14 protein-coding genes are annotated in these 15,685 nt (G+C 71.5%); 4 read left to right on the forward strand and 10 right to left on the reverse strand.

Translation table 11 applies throughout. The annotated features are described in order from the left end of the window. Positions 1 to 37 precede the first annotated feature (37 nt). Genes lysX through ACFY2X_RS02185 form a run of 6 tightly spaced genes read right to left on the reverse strand, consistent with a single transcriptional unit; the run spans position 38 to position 7,423 of the window. Positions 38 to 3,379, reverse strand: a complete 3,342-nt coding sequence (gene lysX, locus ACFY2X_RS02160) for a bifunctional lysylphosphatidylglycerol synthetase/lysine--tRNA ligase LysX (protein ID WP_389931134.1) — start codon at positions 3,377 to 3,379, stop codon at positions 38 to 40. Between the two features lie 18 nt (positions 3,380 to 3,397). Next, on the reverse strand, positions 3,398 to 4,849 hold the full coding sequence (locus ACFY2X_RS02165) for an alpha/beta fold hydrolase (protein WP_389931136.1): 1,452 nt from the start codon (positions 4,847 to 4,849) through the stop codon (positions 3,398 to 3,400). Between the two features lie 10 nt (positions 4,850 to 4,859). After that, positions 4,860 to 5,429 (reverse strand): hypothetical protein, encoded by a 570-nt coding sequence (locus tag ACFY2X_RS02170; RefSeq protein WP_389931138.1) that lies wholly within the window; start codon positions 5,427 to 5,429, stop codon positions 4,860 to 4,862. A gap of 3 nt (positions 5,430 to 5,432) precedes the next feature. Beyond that, positions 5,433 to 6,338 carry a zinc metalloprotease HtpX gene (gene htpX / locus ACFY2X_RS02175; protein WP_389931139.1) on the reverse strand — a complete coding sequence of 302 codons (906 nt, stop codon included), beginning with the start codon at positions 6,336 to 6,338 and terminating at the stop codon, positions 5,433 to 5,435. Positions 6,339 to 6,347: 9 nt separating this feature from the next. After that, positions 6,348 to 6,626 carry a hypothetical protein gene (locus ACFY2X_RS02180; RefSeq protein WP_389931141.1) on the reverse strand — a complete coding sequence of 93 codons (279 nt, stop codon included), beginning with the start codon at positions 6,624 to 6,626 and terminating at the stop codon, positions 6,348 to 6,350. Beyond that, the gene (locus tag ACFY2X_RS02185) at positions 6,623 to 7,423 is read right to left on the reverse strand and encodes a PspA/IM30 family protein (RefSeq protein ID WP_389931143.1); all 801 of its coding nucleotides are present in this window, start codon (positions 7,421 to 7,423) and stop codon (positions 6,623 to 6,625) included. The genes ACFY2X_RS02180 and ACFY2X_RS02185 overlap by 4 nt, the downstream gene beginning before the upstream one ends. Before the next feature lie 170 nt (positions 7,424 to 7,593). On the opposite strand from ACFY2X_RS02185, the gene ACFY2X_RS02190 reads away from it, so the two are divergent. Beyond that, positions 7,594 to 8,205: a DUF3043 domain-containing protein gene (locus ACFY2X_RS02190; protein ID WP_389931145.1), complete on the forward strand. Its 612-nt coding sequence runs from the start codon at positions 7,594 to 7,596 to the stop codon at positions 8,203 to 8,205. A gap of 176 nt (positions 8,206 to 8,381) precedes the next feature. Here ACFY2X_RS02190 and ACFY2X_RS02195 read toward each other — a convergent pair whose 3' ends face one another. Continuing rightward, entirely contained in the window at positions 8,382 to 9,662 is a 1,281-nt protein-coding gene (locus ACFY2X_RS02195) for an SMI1/KNR4 family protein (RefSeq protein WP_389931147.1), read from the reverse strand. 56 nt (positions 9,663 to 9,718) lie between these two features. Here ACFY2X_RS02195 and ACFY2X_RS02200 point away from each other — a divergent pair, with 56 nt between their 5' ends. Beyond that, complete coding sequence (locus ACFY2X_RS02200; protein ID WP_389931149.1) at positions 9,719 to 10,717, forward strand: aldo/keto reductase family protein; 999 nt, start codon at positions 9,719 to 9,721, stop codon at positions 10,715 to 10,717. A 66-nt stretch (positions 10,718 to 10,783) separates the two neighbouring features. On the opposite strand, the gene ACFY2X_RS02205 is transcribed toward ACFY2X_RS02200, so the two are convergent. Next, a complete protein-coding gene (locus tag ACFY2X_RS02205; protein ID WP_389931151.1) occupies positions 10,784 to 10,990 on the reverse strand; it encodes a hypothetical protein in 207 nt (68 codons plus the stop codon). A gap of 180 nt (positions 10,991 to 11,170) precedes the next feature. Here ACFY2X_RS02205 and ACFY2X_RS02210 point away from each other — a divergent pair, with 180 nt between their 5' ends. After that, entirely contained in the window at positions 11,171 to 12,385 is a 1,215-nt protein-coding gene (locus ACFY2X_RS02210; protein ID WP_389931153.1) for a bifunctional adenosylcobinamide kinase/adenosylcobinamide-phosphate guanylyltransferase, read from the forward strand. Positions 12,386 to 12,524: 139 nt separating this feature from the next. Further along, entirely contained in the window at positions 12,525 to 13,496 is a 972-nt protein-coding gene (locus ACFY2X_RS02215) for an adenosylcobinamide-GDP ribazoletransferase (protein WP_389931154.1), read from the forward strand. A gap of 58 nt (positions 13,497 to 13,554) precedes the next feature. Here the strand turns inward: ACFY2X_RS02215 and ACFY2X_RS02220 are convergent, their stop codons facing one another. Both ACFY2X_RS02220 and ACFY2X_RS02225 read right to left on the reverse strand, forming a co-directional pair. After that, entirely contained in the window at positions 13,555 to 14,478 is a 924-nt protein-coding gene (locus ACFY2X_RS02220; protein WP_389931156.1) for a CPBP family intramembrane glutamic endopeptidase, read from the reverse strand. Positions 14,479 to 14,607: 129 nt separating this feature from the next. Further along, complete coding sequence (locus tag ACFY2X_RS02225) at positions 14,608 to 15,597, reverse strand: hypothetical protein (protein ID WP_389931158.1); 990 nt, start codon at positions 15,595 to 15,597, stop codon at positions 14,608 to 14,610. Positions 15,598 to 15,685: the final 88 nt, after the last annotated feature.

Genomic DNA, 15,685 nt, shown 5'->3' on the forward strand with positions numbered 1-15,685 from the left:
TCAGCCGTTGCTGGAGTGACGGGAAAAGATCAGTGCGTCAGCCCCGCGGCCGGACCAGCGGGAAGGACAGCACCTGCCGGATCGACTTGCCGGTGAGCATCATGACGAGCCGGTCCACGCCGAGACCGAGGCCACCGGTGGGTGGCATGGCGTACTCCAGCACGTTCAGGAAGTCCTCGTCCAGCGCCATCGCCTCCGGATCGCCTCCGGCGGCCCGCGACGACTGCTCGGTCAGGCGGCGCCGCTGCTCGACCGGATCGATCAGCTCGGAGTAGGCGGTGCCGATCTCGACCCCGAACGCGACCAGGTCCCACCGCTCGGCCAGCCTCGGATCCCGGCGATGCGGCCGCGTGAGCGGGCACACCTCGGACGGGAAGTCGGTGTAGAAGGTCGGCTCGACGGTCCGTTCCTCCACCAGCCGCTCGTACAGCTCCAGGATCACCTCGCCCCGGCCCCATCTCGGGTCGTACGGCACCGCCAGCCGGTCGGCCAGCTTGCGGAGCTCCTGGACGGAGGTGTCCATGGTGACCTCCTCCCCCGCGGCCTGCGAGACGGCCTCGTGCACGCCGACCGTCCGCCAGGTCCCGGAGATGTCGACCTCCTGCCCCTCCCTGCGGGCCACCGGCGCGCCGAACGCCGCGACGGCCGCCTCCTGAACGAGGTCGCGGGCCAGGTCCAGCATCGTCCGGTAGTCCGCGTAGGCCTGGTAGGCCTCCAGCATCGTGAACTCGGGATTGTGCTTGTAGGAGACCCCCTCGTTGCGGAAGGTCCGGCCCAGCTCGAAAACCCGTTCCACCCCGCCCACGCACAGCCGCTTCAGGTGGAGTTCCGGCGCGATCCGCAGACAGAGCTCCATGTCGTAGGCGTTCATGTGGGTGGTGAACGGCCGGGCGTTGGCACCTCCGTGAACGGACTGCAGGATGGGCGTCTCGACCTCCAGGAAACCCCGCCGGACCAGGCCGGCACGCAGGCCGTGCAGGACGGCGCCCTTGATCCGCAGCGTCCGGCGGGCCTCGGGGTCGGTGATCAGGTCCAGGTGGGGCTGCCGTACCCGCGCCTCCGGGCCGACCTGACCGCGCCGCTTGCCCGGCAGCGGGTGCAGGCACTTGGCGGCCAGCGTCCACTCGTCGGCCAGCACCGACAGCTCTCCGGTCTTGCTGGTGACGACCTCCCCGGTGCAGCCGACGTGGTCGCCCAGGTCCACGGTGCGCCGCCAGCGGCCCAGATCGGCGGCTTGAGTGATCATGAGCTGGAGGGTGCCGCTCCAGTCGGTGATCGTGGCGAACAGCAGCCTTCCGTGGTCACGGACCAGCACCACCCGGCCGGCCACCGTGACCCGCTCGCCGGTCCGCCGGTCGGGGGCCGTCGCGGGATGGGCCCGGCGGACCTCGGCGGCGGTGTGGGTGCGGGGACAGCCCACGGGATACGGGTCGCCGCCCTCGGCCCGGATCCGGTCCAGCTTGGCCAGGCGAACCCTGACCTGTTCCGGTACGGCGGGCCCCCGCCGTCCTTCCTCCTCCGGCGGCCCGCACGGCTCCTTCCCTGCCCGCTCGTCCTGTCTCTGCGGCGCGACGGGCGCCTCCGCCTCCGCGCGGGCCGGGCTCTCACCGCGCCGGAGCAGCGTGGGCAGGCTCGGGCCGTGGCCGAGGAACCCCTCGGCGATCGCCGAGGCGAGGCCGACCTTGGGCAGGTCACGGCCGTCCTCGTAGGCGAGATAGCGCGGCACCCACTCGGGGCGGTACTTCACGTTCGACCGGTACAGCGACTCCAGCTGCCACCACCGGGAGAAGAACAGCAGCGTTCTCCGCCACGCCCGCAGCACCGGCCCCGCGCCGATCCTCGCGCCCTCCTCGAAGGCGGAGCGGAACACCGCGAAGTTCAGCGAGACGTGCTCCACGCCGAGCCCTGGCGCCCGCTCGACGAGGCCGGCGACCATGAACTCCGTCAGGCCGTTGTCGGCCTCGCGGTCGCGGCGCATGAGGTCGAGGGAGAGACCGTGCTCGCCCCACGGCACGAAGGACAGCAGCGCGGCGGGGCCGCCGTCCGGTCCCAGGGCCTCGACGAGCACGCATCTGCCGTCCGCCGGGTCTCCCAGGCGGCCCAGAGCCATGGAGAAGCCGCGTTCGGTCTCGGTGTCCCGCCAGGCCTCGGCCCGGTCGATGATCTGGCGCATCTCCTCCGGGGTCAGCTCCTCGTGCCGCCGGACGCGCAGCGTGTGGCCGGTCCTCCTGATCCGGTGGACCGCCTGCCGGACCCCGCGCATCTCCCTGCCGTCGAGGGTGAAGCCGGCCACCCGGATCACGGCCTCGTCGCCGAGCTGGAGCACCCGCAACCCGGCCCGGTTGTAGGCCCTGGCCCCCTCCTCGCTGGCTCCGATGGCGGCCGGGGTCCAGCCGTACTCCCTGGCCTGCTCCATCCATGTCCGGATGGCCGGCTCCCAGGCCTCCACGTCCCCGACCGGGTCGCCTCCGGCGAGGCTCACCCCCGCGACCGGGCGATAGGAGACGGCCGCCTTGCCGCTCGGCGAGAAGATGGCGGTGCGGTCCCTGCGGGTGGCGAAGTAGCCGAGGGAGTCGCGCTCCCCCGCGACGGCCAGCAGCGCGCGCACCCTGGCCTCCTCGTCCGCGGGCAGCTCGGCGCTGGCCCGCTGGGAGCGGAACAGCACCAGGAACGCCGAGAGGATCGCGACGGCCGTCAGCAGGCCGACGGCGAAGCCGACCCAGCTGGGAGGGTGACCGACCCGGTCGAGGTCGAGGGTGACCGCGCCGCCCAGCGCCTTCTCCAGGGCCCAGGCGAACCGGTCCTGCGGCACCAGCGTGCCGGGGAAGATCATGACGAGCAGATAGGCGACCCCGAAGGAGAGCGCCAGCAGCGCGACCAGCGTGAGCAGCGCCTTGCGGAAGGCGCCGCGCTGCATCTTGGCGTAGAACTCGTGACGGGCGAGCACCAGCATGGTCAGCAGGGCGCCGATGAAGACGAGATTGATCGCGCCCGTGACCAGCAGCCAGGTGGGATGCATTCCCTCGATGGCCCTGTCGCGGAAGAGGTAGACCAGCGGCAGCAGGACCACGTCGAGCAGGACGGTCAGCGACAGCAGCACCACGAGCAGCCAGTACGCCGCGCGCTTGCGGCGGGAGACGGCTCCGGCGAGGAGGGCCAGGAACACCGCGTAGCCGAGGTTGGGTTCGACCGAGAAGAGGCTGGCGCTGATCAGGGTGCTGGCCGGCCGGAGGAGGCTCCGCAACGGCCCGACGAGCGCGATGACCGCCGAGTAGGCCGCCAGCACCGCGAAGAAAACGCTCAGAGCCCGGGGCACCGCCGCCGCCCAGCTCCGGTCCTTCACCCCGGTCGCCATCATCACCCCCAAGATGATCGCCACTCACACCGTAATACCCGCCTACATATCGTGAAATCTGCCGAGCGTCCGGACCGCTTCCGCGATCGCCCCGGGACGTTCCAGCTGGACCTCGTGCCCGACGTCGGGCAGGGAGATCAGCGTGGCGTTCAGGAGTTCGGCGAGGTCGCGGTGGCAGCGGTCCTCCGGGCCGGCGCTGAGGATCACGACGGGAATCCGGGGGAAGGGGTGGGTCCTGCGCAGTTCGAAGAGCTCGGCGGCCATGTCCGGGTAGGCCAGCCACTCGGCCACCGCGGCGGCCAGGACGCGGCCTCTGCCGTACACGCCGCGGGCACGGTCATCCGCCCCCATGACGAGGCGGTGCCCGAGGGGCAGCACCAGATACGCGACCGCGGTCGCGCCGAACGTGCCGCCGAGAGCCGGCAGCGCACGCTGTACGGCGCGCACGACGGCCGCGCGTGACCTCCGGCGGGGCCTGGCCTCGGGCTCGCAGCTGGGATCGACCAGCACCAGCCCCGTCACCCGCCCGGGGCGGAGCCGGGCGAAGGCCTCCGCGTGACGGCCCGCCACCGAGTGCCCCACCACCACCGGGGGCACCGGGGACACCGGGGACACCGCCAGCGCGCCGATCCGCCCGGCCTCCTCCCGCAACGTGGGCGCCCCGCGGTGACCTGAGCTGAGCCCCAGACCCGGCCGGTCGAACCGGATCACCTCGTGGTCGCGGCTCAGGTCGGCGGCGACCCGGTCCCAGTGGAACCACGCCCCCGCCATCCCCGCGCAGATCAGCACCGGCGGCGTTCCGGCCCCTTCCACCAGTACGTGTGCCTTCGGCGGGGCCGCCACCGTCCGATCCCGCCACAGGGCCGCCCCCACCAGCAGGAGCCAGAGCGTGACGGCCCCGATCTGGAACCGCTGCGCGACCCCCACCGGCCCCCCGGAGGCGATGGCCGCCAGGGTCCACACCGTGGCCACGGCCATGAGCACGGCCGACGCCGCTCCGCCGTACCCGATGAGCGGCCACCTGCGCCGGCGCCGCGCGCTCACGGGCAGCGTGAGGAGACTGATCACCGCACCCGTGAGCGCCAGCGTGCTGAACACCGCGTGAAGCCGGTGGGACAGCGGGACCTGCCCGGTCGCCTCCGCCGCCGCGCACAGGGGGTCGCTCAGCGAGGCGCAGGTCAGCGGGGAGAAGCCGTCCAGCACGGTCATCCCGCCGAACAGCGCGAGACCGAACCAGCCCGCCGCCCCCCAGCGGCCGGGACGCTCGTCGGGGACCAGTGCCACCGCGGCCAGGCACGCGATCCCGGCCAGCACGTCGCCGAGCCGTACCAGCCACGACCACGGCTGGTCCGCCGCCGCCAGCTCGCTGACGTACCCGCCCGGCGGGCCGACCCCCGGGTTGAGGAACTGCACCGGCACCCATGCGTTGTAGAGCAGGCCCGCCGCCACGAACGCGCAGGCCGCGGCCACGGTCAGGCGCCGCCGGGGACGCAACGGGCGCTCGCTAGAGGCCGGGGGCGCCCCAGAGGGGGAACCAGCGGCTGAGATCGGACTCGATCGGAAGCTCGCCCTCCAGCGCGGCGCGCACCTGAAGCTCCAGCGCGTTGTCCCGGCTCTGGCCGTGCAGCGGCGCGAACGGGTAGAAGGTGCCCCTCTTGTAGAGGTAGACCAGGGCGAGCCTGCGGCCGGCCTGGTCGGTGAAGGGGACCATCGAGCAGAGCAGGGAGGGACCGAAGCCCTCCGCCTCAAGGGAGGAGTTGACCGCGTGCAGATCGGTGACCAGGTCACCGACCTCGTCGGGCGTGCGCCGCACGAGCAGCCACGTGTAACCGTAGGAGTCCGTGAACTCCTCCACCGGCGGCCCGCCCCCGGTGGAGATCAGCTGGACGACATCGCGCTCCACCGTGGCGAACGCCCCGCCCTCCGCCGAGCGGAAACAGACCGACCCGTGCCCGGTCGGCTCCAGCCCGGTCGCGGCCTGCAGGGTCACCGCCGCCGCCGGCAGCGCGAACAGGGCGTCCAGGTCCGGCTTCACCGGTTCGGTACGGCCCAGCAACGCATCCAGCCACTTCACCGGTCAAACTCCCTGTCCTAGTTGGGCGGAGATCCTGGCGAGTTGATCGAGGCGTTGTTCCAGCGGCGGGTGGGTCGCGAACAGCTTCGCCATGGTGGCGCGGCCGGACACCGCGGGGGCGAAGAAGAAGGCGTTGAACGGCTCGGCCTCACGCAGATCCCTGGTCGGGATGCGGGCCATCTCGCCGCTGATCTTGACCAGCGCGCCGGCCAGGGCCGAGGGGCGCTGGGTGAGCAGCGCTCCGGCACGGTCGGCGGCCAGCTCCCGGTAGCGGGACAGGGCGCGGGTGAGCAGGAAGCTGACCGCGTACACCACGATCGAGACCAGCAGGATGATCAGGCCGATCGGCAGCCCGCCCTTCTCGTCGCGGTCGCGACCGCCCAGGCCGGTGTAGAGCGCGACCCTGGTCATGAGCCCGGCGACGATGCCGAGGAACGAGGCGATCGTCATGACCGCGACGTCGCGGTGGGCCACGTGGGACATCTCGTGGGCGAGCACGCCCTCAAGCTCGATCCTGTCCACGCGGCGCAGCAACCCGGTGGTCACGCAGACCACGGACTTCTTCTGGTTGCGGCCGGTGGCGAACGCGTTCGGGACGTCCGTGTCGGCGATCGCCACCCTCGGCTTGGGCATGTCGGCCATCGTGCACAGGCGATCGATCATGCCATGCAGCTCGGGCGCCTCCTGTGGGCTGACCTCGCGTCCGTGCATCGCGAACAGCGCGATGCGGTCAGACAGGAAATACTGGGCGAACAAGGTGCCACCGGCTATGAGCAGCACCATGGTCGTCCGGACTCCCAGCGAGATCAGAACGCCCACGAAGACGACGTAGAGCAGCCCGAGCAGGAACATGGTCACGACCATGCGACTGGTCAGGCCCCGGTCCGGGGCGAACCGGGTGTGTGCCATATGCCCAAACTAGCCGGGAATCAGCCCCTCGTTGCCGAGCATCTCCCGCACTTCGTCCATGGAAGCGTCGCCCGGAGGCAAAATCAGCTCCGAGGACTCCAGGCTGTCGTCTGGAAGCGGCTTGCCGACGTGACGGACTTTGTCGAGCAGATCGTGCAGGCGGGTCCTGAAGGTCTCCTCGTCCCCGGCCTCGATCGCCGCCTCCAGCTGGCTGTCGAGGTTGTTGAGGACGTTGAGGTCATCGGGTGCGATCTCGACCTGACCCTCACCCATGATGCGGACGATCACAGGCCCTCCCCCGGCTGGCGGTACTGCTGGGTCTGGGGGGCCTGCTGCGGGTGCGGGTGCGACTGCTGCTGGGGCTGCTGCTGGGGCGCCCCGGCCTCGATCGCGCTCTGGGGCGCGGACCCCTGGCCGAGCTCGGCCTTCATCCGGGCGATCTCCAGCTCCACGTCGTGCCCGCCGCCCAGGCGGTCCAGCTCGGCCTGGATGTCGTCACCGCGCGACCCGCTGAAGTCGTCGAGAGCGCCGCTGGCCAGGAGCTCGTCGATGGCTCCGGCCCGCGCCTGCAGCTGCGCGGTCTTGTCCTCCGCGCGCTGGATCGCCAGGCCGACGTCGCCCATCTCCTCGGAGATGCCGGAGAAGGCCTCGCTGATGCGCGTCTGCGCCTCGGCGGCGGTGTAGGTCGCCTTGATCGTCTCCTTCCGGGTGCGGAAGGAGTCAACCTTGGCCTGCAGCCGGTGCGAGGCGGTGGTGAGCTTCTCCTCCTCGGCCTGCAGGTTGTCGTGCTGCACGCGGAGGTCGGCGATCTGGGTCTGCAGGCTGCTGCGGCGGGTCAGCGCCTCGCGAGCGAGGTCCTCGCGGCCGACGCTGAGCGCCTTGCGGCCCTGGTCCTCAAGCTTGCGCGCCTGGGCCTCGATCTGGTTGATCTGCAGCTCCACCCGCTTGCGCGAGGTCGCGACGTCGGCCACACCTCGGCGCACCTTCTGCAACAGCTCCAGCTGGCGCTGATAGGAGTAGTCCAGGGTTTCGCGCGGATCCTCCATCTTGTCCAAGGCGTTGTTGGCCTTGGACTTGAAGATCATGGAAAGTCTCTTCATCACGCTCATGCGCGTCGGCCGTCCCCTTCTTCAAATGCGCTTTGGGTCACCCCAGTGATTCCAGCCCCCCAAGAAAAGCACCGGAGCCACCTAGGTTCACCCTACGCATAACGCACGAGGGCGTCACTAAGTTGCAGTCCCGGTAGGCTGACGATGTGTTCCGACGTACCCAGACCACCGCGGACGACTCCCCCGTCTCCGCAAACGATCCTAAGCCTGCGGGCAAGGGGCGTCCCACACCCAAGCGCCGGGACGCCGAAGGCCAACGCCGCCGACCGGTGAACGCCCCCCAGAACCGCAAAGAGGCCTACAAGCAGCTCCGCGAGCGCCAGGCCAACGACCGCGCCAAGGCGCGTGAGGGCATGCTGCGCGGCGACGAGCGCTACTTCCCCGCGCGCGACCAGGGGGCGGCTCGCAAGTTCGCCCGCGACTGGGTCGACTCCCGCCGCCTAGTCGGCCAGTACTTCCTGCCCTTCTCGCTGCTGATCCTGCTGTTCACCTGGATCCCCTTCCCCGTCGAGATCCGCTACTACGTCAACGTCGCCGTCATCACGATCGGCTGGCCGCTCATGATGGTCGGCGTGGTGCTCTCCTCGGCCTGGGTGGCGTGGAAGGTCAAGAAGCTCGTGGTGGAGAAGTTCCCCGACGAGAAGAACCTCAAGGGCGTCGGCCTCTACGCGGCCATGCGCGCGCTGCAGATCCGCAAGCTGCGCTTCCCGCCGCCCACCGTCCTGCCCGGCGGCAAGCCCGTCCCGGCGAAGAAGTAGGTCTCGGGCCCGCCCCTCCTCATCGGAAGGGCGGGCCGTCCTTTTTCGGAAGCCCTCGCTCTCTCACGCCCTCGCTCCCGAAGACCCCCGCTCCGAAGGCTCCCGCGGACACACTCCCGGAGACGCACTCCGGAAACGCGTCCCTGGAGACGCACACCGGAAAACGCCGCCCCGCCTCAGTCGGGGACGTCCCAGTCGAGCTCACCCTCGACCACCTGGGGCTTCCAGTGGCCGACGAGCCCGCCGGTCTCCAGTGCGTCGGCGGTCCCCTTCAACAGGGCGTAGTACGAGCGGATCGGAGCCTCTCCGAACTCGAAGTTCATCTGGCCCTCGTGGTCGGTCTCCCCCACATCGCGCCGCACCGAGTCGATCACGAGGTTGTTCCCGCTCCCATCGGAGGCGAACGGGATCATCCGCCCGTCCCACCACTCCGAGCGCGGGTCGCTCACGTCCTCGGCGTCGATCCCGCACATCGTCCGCCAGGTGTCGCGAATCTCGCGGACGCCCATGTTCTCCTGGCCCAGGAAACCGAACGGCCAGGTTCTCCCCGCGGAGACGGCCCCGTTGTGCCGCAGCAGGGAGGCGCGCAGGGCGTCGGGGAACATCAGGCCCATCTGGGCCTCCGCGATGGCGATCGTCCTGGCCCTGGCGGGCTTCGCGAGCGTGCGGTAGCTCGCGGGGGCGTTGGTTCTCAGCCATCTCTCGATCCGCGCCCACTGCCGGTTCACCGCCCGGACGACCCGCGGGTTCACCCTCCGCACCACCGGGGCGCCCGCCGCCGGGGCGCAGTCCCGGTCGGGCTCCTGCCGACCCCATGCCTCCGATGCCTCCGCCGTCTCCTCAGGGGAGGGCACGGGTGAGGGATCGGACGAGGGTGTGGCGGCGCTCTGTTCCCCGGCAATCGCCCCCGCGTTCTTCTCCTCCGCGCAGAAGGCGTGAAGCATCCCGCCCGGGGCCGGAGAGGCGGGGGTGCAGTCCCGGCCGTCGAGCACGCCGCGGGAGTCCTCGTCGAAGTAGTGGTGCTCGCTGTACTGCGCCTGCGTCTCCGTTTCCGTCTCCTTGGAGAAGGTCGCGGTTTCCAGGGCCTGCGAGGCGAAGACCAGCAGGACCAGTGCGGCCGCGATGGCGCCCCAGCGGACCAGACTGCGCCGGGTGGCCGCGTCCAGGGGCTTCGCGGGTTCTCGCGGAGGGCCGTCCGGGTTGAGGAACCGGGGAATGTACGGCCTGGCGGCGTAACGCTTGAGATCCTCGGCGGTGGGGGTGCCGAGGATCGGGGCCGGGGGCCACTCCGGTGTGGTCCCTGTGGCCTTTGTGGCCTCGCGCTTGGCCCCGGCGTGAGGGGCGGTCTCCGGGACGGCCGGAGACCTGCGCAGGCGCAGGACCGCCACCACGATCGCCGTGACCACGGCGGCCACGAGCGCGAGCCGTACCCATCGAGAGGTGATCAACCGCAACACGCCGGGCAGAGTATCCCGAATCGGGCTGTCCCGGGGCACCTACTAGGGTCGGTGGCATGGAATTCCGCCACCTCGGCCGCAGCGGTCTCATGGTCAGCGAGATCAGCTACGGCAACTGGATCACTCATGGCTCCCAAGTAGAGGAGGACGCCGCCAAAGAATGCGTGAAAGCGGCGCTCGACGAGGGGATCACCACCTTTGACACCGCTGACGTGTATGCGGGCACCAAGGCGGAGGAGGTGCTCGGTCGCGCCCTGAAGGGCGTCCGCCGCGAGTCTCTGGAGATCTTCACCAAGGTCTACTGGCCCACGGGTAGCGGCCCGAACGACCGCGGTCTGTCCCGCAAGCACATCACCGAGTCCATCAACGGCTCGCTGCGCCGCCTGCAGACCGACTACGTCGATCTGTACCAGGCCCACCGCTTCGACTACGAGACGCCGCTCGAGGAGACCCTCAAGACCTTCGACGACCTCGTACGGCAGGGCAAGGTCCTCTACGTCGGCGTCAGCGAGTGGACCGCCGACCAGATCGCCCAGGCCCTGAAGATCGCCGACCAGATGGGCTTCGACCGCCTGGTCTCCAACCAGCCTCAGTACTCGATGCTGTGGCGGGTCATCGAGGCCGAGGTCGTGCCGCTCTGCCAGAACGAAGGACTCAGCCAGATCGTCTGGTCCCCGATCGCGCAGGGCATCCTCACCGGCAAATACCTGCCGGGCCAGCCGCCGCCCGCCGGCTCCCGGGCCACCGACCCGACCGGGGGCGGCTTCATCTCCCGGATGCTGGGCAACGACGTGCTCACCCGTGTCCAGGACCTGAAGCCGATCGCCGCCGACCTCGGTCTGACCATGGCCCAGCTCGCCGTGGCCTGGGTGCTGCAGAACCCGAACGTGGCCTCCGCCATCGTCGGGGCGACCAAGCCGGAGCAGGTGCGCGACAACGTCAAGGCCTCCGGTGTGAAGCTGGACGCCGAGGTGATGAAGAAGATCGACGATGTTCTCGGCCCGATCGTCGAGCGGGACCCCGCCAAGACCGTGAGCCCGGAGAAGCGTCCGTAACCACGGAGACAAACAAAACCCCTTGGGTTTCCCCGGTGAAAGGGAAACCCAAGGGGTTTTTCTCATTCACTCGGGACGCAGTGACATTCTTTCGTATTCGACTCGGTCACCCTCAAGCAGCGTGACCCTTTCGACACCGGAATCCAGCAGCTCACGCCAGCTCTCACCCAGCCATGACTCCGCGTCCGCCTGACTCGGGAACGTTTCGGACGGCGCGACTCCCTCGGTCACCACACCGCCGTTCGCGTTTTCATAACGCCAGTGCCAGGTCATGTCACACGCTCCTTTTACAGGGTTTATCCGGTGTCTCCAGACGGCTCAGCGAACCCTACATCTCCGGGTCTTCCCGAGCGTGGAGGCATAATCATGCTGCCCGATTCCGCCCTTCCCTCGCGCCGAGCGTCCCGATGGGTTCCCCGTTCTCCTCATCCGGGCCGGCCGTACGCTGAGGCGGTGAAGGTCCTGATCTCCGGCACGGCGGGAGCCCGCGGCTGGCCCGTCCCCGACTGCGCGTGCGCCTCCTGCGTCCGCCTCGCCCCCGGTCATCGCCGCCCCACCGAGGTCGTCCTCGCCGATTCCGTACGGCTGCCGCCCCCCGGCCCGCTCCCTTCCGCGTCCCCCACCTCCCCCGACCCCGGCGACCCGCCCCTCTCCGTATCTTGGAGCTCCGCCGACCCCGGCGACCCGCCCCTGCCCTCCGGCTCCCCCCTCTCCGTATCCCGCGCCTCCGGTGACCCGTCCCTGCCCCCCGGCTACCGCGCCTCGGCCTGCCTCGACGGCCTGGTCCTCACCACTCCCGGCGGCGGCCGGATCCTCTACGCGGCCCCGCTCCCCGGCTCGCCCGCGCGCCGATCGGGCGGGCGCGCGGAGCGGCGGGGACCGGCGCACGCGGACGGCGAGCAGACGGCACCGGTGTGCGATCTGGTGCTCGTGGACGTGCTGGACCGGCCGGAGCGGCTGGGAGACCTACGGCGGCGGGGCGTGGTCGGCGAGCGGACGCACATCGTGGCCGTGAACGTCGACCACCGGGTGCCGACAGAGGCGGAGCTGGCCCGGCGGGCCGCGCTGTGGGGAGTGCGAGCCGTACCGGACGGGACGGTCATCGACCTGGGCGAGCCCGCCCCCGCCCGGGCCCCGCAGCCCAGGCGAACCCTCCTCCTGGGCGGGACGCGGTCGGGCAAGTCGGACGAGGCCGAGCTCCGGCTCGCGGCCGAGCCCGAGGTTCTCTACGTCGCGACCGGGCCGTCCGGCGGCGACGACGCCGAGTGGGGCCGCCGGGTCCAGGCGCATCGGGACCGCAGGCCGGCTCATTGGGACACGGTCGAGAGCACCGACCTGGCGGGGCTGCTGCTGGCGTCCGAAACCCCCATGCTGATCGACGGGCTCGGCACCTGGATGGCCGCGGTCTTCGACGAGTGCGGCGCCTGGTCGGGCGGGGGCGGCCGGGAGGCGGTCACGGCCCGGTGCGACGAACTGGTCGCCGCCTGGCGGCAGGTCCGGGTCCGGGTCGTGGCGGTGTCCGACGAGGTCGGCCTCGGCGTGGTGCCCGCCACCTCCAGCGGCCGGATGTTCCGTGACGCCCTCGGCCGCCTGAACCAGCGGCTGGCCCTTGAGTCCGAAGACGTCGCCCTCGTCGTGGCCGGTCGGCTCCTCTCCCTGCCCGTCTGACCCTCCCCGCCTGACTCCCCGCTCGCCCGCATGGCCAGGCGTGGAAGGCGTCGCGCCCGGCGGTTCCGGTGGGCGGGTGGGTGGGCGGTCCGTCTCCCGGGCTCCGGGATGTCCGGACGGCGGGCTACGCTCATCGGTCATGTCTGGAACGCCGCCCTCGGACAGCCCTTCCACATTCGCCGACGGGGTGCGTCTCGCGATCGGCACGCTGAGCGTGTTCCCGGTCCGTCCCGGGGTGGTCGACCGCAGGGCCGCGGGGACCGCGATGACGATCGCCCCGTTCGTGGGAGTGCTGATCGGCGCCGCCGGAGGGATGGTGCTCACGGCGGCGCTGTGGCTGGGGATCACCCCGCTGCTCGCGTCGGTGCTGGCCGTGGGAACCCTGGCGCTGCTCACCCGGGGACTGCATCTGGACGGGCTGGCCGACCTGGCCGACGGGCTGGGCAGCGGCAAACCCGCCGAGCAGGCGCTGGACATCATGAAGCGCTCCGACATCGGCCCCTTCGGCGTCGTCACACTGATCTTCACTCTGCTGGTCCAGGTGGCGGCGCTGTCGGAGCTCACCGCCGCGGGAACGGGACCGGTCGCGCTGGTCACGGCCTGCGCGGCGGGCAGGCTGGCGCTCGCCTGGGCCTGCCGCGCGGGCATCCCACCGGCCCGCCCGGGAGGCCTCGGCGCGATGGTCGCCGGCACCGTACGGCGAGGCGCCGCCCTGGCCGTGACCGCCCTCGTGCTCATCGGGGTGACCGCCCTGGCCTTCCTCTCCCGTCTCGTCACCCTCGACTCGCTGATCTCCGCCGTCTTTCCCGGCCTTTCCAGCGAATACGGCGTCTTCGCCTATGCTCCGCCACCCAGCGAGGCCGGACCTGGGTTGACGCTCATGAGTAACGAGGCCTACGAGTCAAGCCGGACGCTCACCGCCCGCTTCTGCCGATCCACACCCGCCGTCCTGGCGTCCTCCCTGGCCGTCCTTGTCGGGCTGCTGGCTGCCTGGGCCGTGCGGCGCAGGGCCGTGCGGCGGCTCGGCGGGATCACCGGGGACGTGCTCGGCGCACTCGTGGAGATCGCCACGGCCGCCGCCCTGGTGGCGTGCGCGGTGGCCGTGGGATGACCTCGATCAGGACGCGGTCACGTCTCTGACGGACATGGCGGCCGTGGGATGACCTCTGTCAGACCACGACCGGGGTGGGCTGCCCGACCGGGCGGCGCTTGAACAGCACCGCGGAGATCACGGCTATCAACGCCGAGCCGACCAGGCTGGTGATGCCCGCGACGGACAGGTGGGGTGGGGCGGCCGCGTCACCGGCCAGCAGGGTGAGGCCTACCGACGCGTTCAGCGCGCCGTGGCCGACGACCGCGGGCCAGACGCTGCCGGAGTAGAGGCGCAGCCAGCCGAGAAGAGACCCGAAGGCCACGCAGAAGACGACGAACATGGGCGCCGCCCACGCGCCGAGCTCGGGGTAGTTGTAGCCGCGCAGGGTGAGCGGGGCGTGCCAGGCCCCCCAGATCACCCCGGAGATCAGCAGCGCCCGCCACGTGCCCAGCGGCATCAGGCGCGGCAGCAGCCAGCCCCGCCAGCCCCACTCCTCGCCGAAGGCCCCGATCGAGTTGATCAGCGGGCCGATCAGGAACGCGGACGCGACCTGCGCGGCGGCCACCACCCCGGCATCCGGCACGGGAGCACCCGGCGGAACGGCTCGGGCCAGGCCCTGGCGGAACAGGCTGAGCCCGTCGAGGTCCACGGCGAGCAGCCCGAGGGCCGCGCTGAGCGCGATCGCCACGACAGCCAGCACCGGGGTGCCGAACCAGGCCGCCGCGAAGAGCCCGAGCGCGCGTCCCCGGCGCTCGCCCAGGGTCAGGCCCGTCCGCCTGGCCCATTCGCGCCAGGTGGTCCCGGGCTCTCCTCTGCGCCTGCCGTACATCCGGACGGCGAGGACGCCGAGCGTCGGCGTGAACATGATCGCGGTGCCGATCACCAGGATCGGCAGGGAGCCGAGGGGGATGCCCGTCAGCCAGATGGGGAGGGCGAGCAGCCAGGACAGGCCGAACGCGGCAAGCAGGAACAGCCATAAATCAGTGGAACGACGTGACATGACGCCACCTTCGAATCGGGGGTGAACGGGGGCCGTCTCGCGACCGGGGCGGGACGGGGAAAGCACGGAACCCGGACGCGGCGAGGTGCGGATCGGCCGGGCGGTAGGGCTCGTGGCGACGGACCCTGATCATGAGCCGGCGGTCTCGGCCACGTAAGCGTTCAGCAGGGCCGCGCCGCGCTCGGCGTCATCGGCGGAGACGGCGAACTCGCCTCCCGTGGTGCGGCGGACGACCAGGCAGTCACCTCCCCGGAGCATGAGCGTGACCCTGCCCGTGCCGGGCAGGCCGCGCAGTCCCCAGCCTCCGACATCGCCGGGGGCGCACCGCTCCGCCCACGCCGACTCGATCCCACCGACCGGGATGCGCCGGGCGGGCCGGCCGAACGGGCCGAAGCCGACGCGCAGGCCTTCCGCGTCGACGCGGACGCCGACCGAACTCGTGGCGAGCCCGAACAGCGCCCCAGGGAGGAGGGCGACCAGGCTGACCCAGACGATCGGGCCCGCCAGCACGCCCGTCACGGCGAGGCCGGCGAGGACCGCGGCGGACAGCAAGGCCGAGACGGCGGCACCGGTCAGCCAGGGGTTGGCGGTACGGCTCACCCAGACCGCGCGCTGTCCCGGCCGCAGCCGCAGGCTCGGCGTCTCCGCCGAGTGGTCACGAGCCCGATCGGGCTCGCCTCGGCCGAGGTAGCCCGCGAGCGCGCCGATCACGACGGCCACGCCGATCACGACGGCGACCAGCCAGCCGGGCAGCACCGCCCGGCGCCAGTCGGTCGCGTCGAGGTTGGCGTAGAGGGTGGAGCCCGTCATGCCCAGGGCGAGCACCGCCCAGCCGAAGAGGAGACCCCACCAGTGCACGCGCCACAGCCGGGCGCCCAGCGGCGCGCGGCGCAGCGCGACACCGAGCAGGAAGACCCAGACGACCGCCCAGAAGGCCAGGTCGAACGTGAGGCTGACGGCGAAGGACATGTTCCCGTCGGGAACGGATCCTCCATCCCAGTGGGTCGCGAGCGGGTCGGGAAGACGGTCGCGTAGCGCGAGGGGGGCGGCGATCAGAACGGCGCTGACGAACGCACCCCAGACGGCGGCGACGGTGACGGCGCGGCCTCGGGTGGTCACTGGTGCACCCTCCTTGGTGCGGGCACCGGCGAGGTGCCTGTGGTCTGCCTGCTCGCGCGGGAAGGACTGCGGCGGTCATGCGGCCGGG

The organism is Streptosporangium sp. NPDC000396, from assembly GCF_042898655.1.
In the GTDB taxonomy this organism is placed as follows: Bacteria; Actinomycetota; Actinomycetes; order Streptosporangiales; family Streptosporangiaceae; genus Streptosporangium.

What these genes read in the sequence shown, in the direction of transcription:
- ACFY2X_RS02200 (WP_389931149.1), top strand. Translation starts at nt 9,719, where the DNA reads ATGGAATTCCGCCACCTCGGCCGCAGCGGTCTCATGGTCAGCGAGATC.
- htpX (WP_389931139.1), bottom strand. Translation starts at nt 6,338, where the DNA reads ATGGCACACACCCGGTTCGCCCCGGACCGGGGCCTGACCAGTCGCATG.
- ACFY2X_RS02205 (WP_389931151.1), bottom strand. Translation starts at nt 10,990, where the DNA reads ATGACCTGGCACTGGCGTTATGAAAACGCGAACGGCGGTGTGGTGACC.
- ACFY2X_RS02220 (WP_389931156.1), bottom strand. Translation starts at nt 14,478, where the DNA reads ATGTCACGTCGTTCCACTGATTTATGGCTGTTCCTGCTTGCCGCGTTC.
- ACFY2X_RS02185 (WP_389931143.1), bottom strand. Translation starts at nt 7,423, where the DNA reads ATGATCTTCAAGTCCAAGGCCAACAACGCCTTGGACAAGATGGAGGAT.
- ACFY2X_RS02215 (WP_389931154.1), top strand. Translation starts at nt 12,525, where the DNA reads ATGTCTGGAACGCCGCCCTCGGACAGCCCTTCCACATTCGCCGACGGG.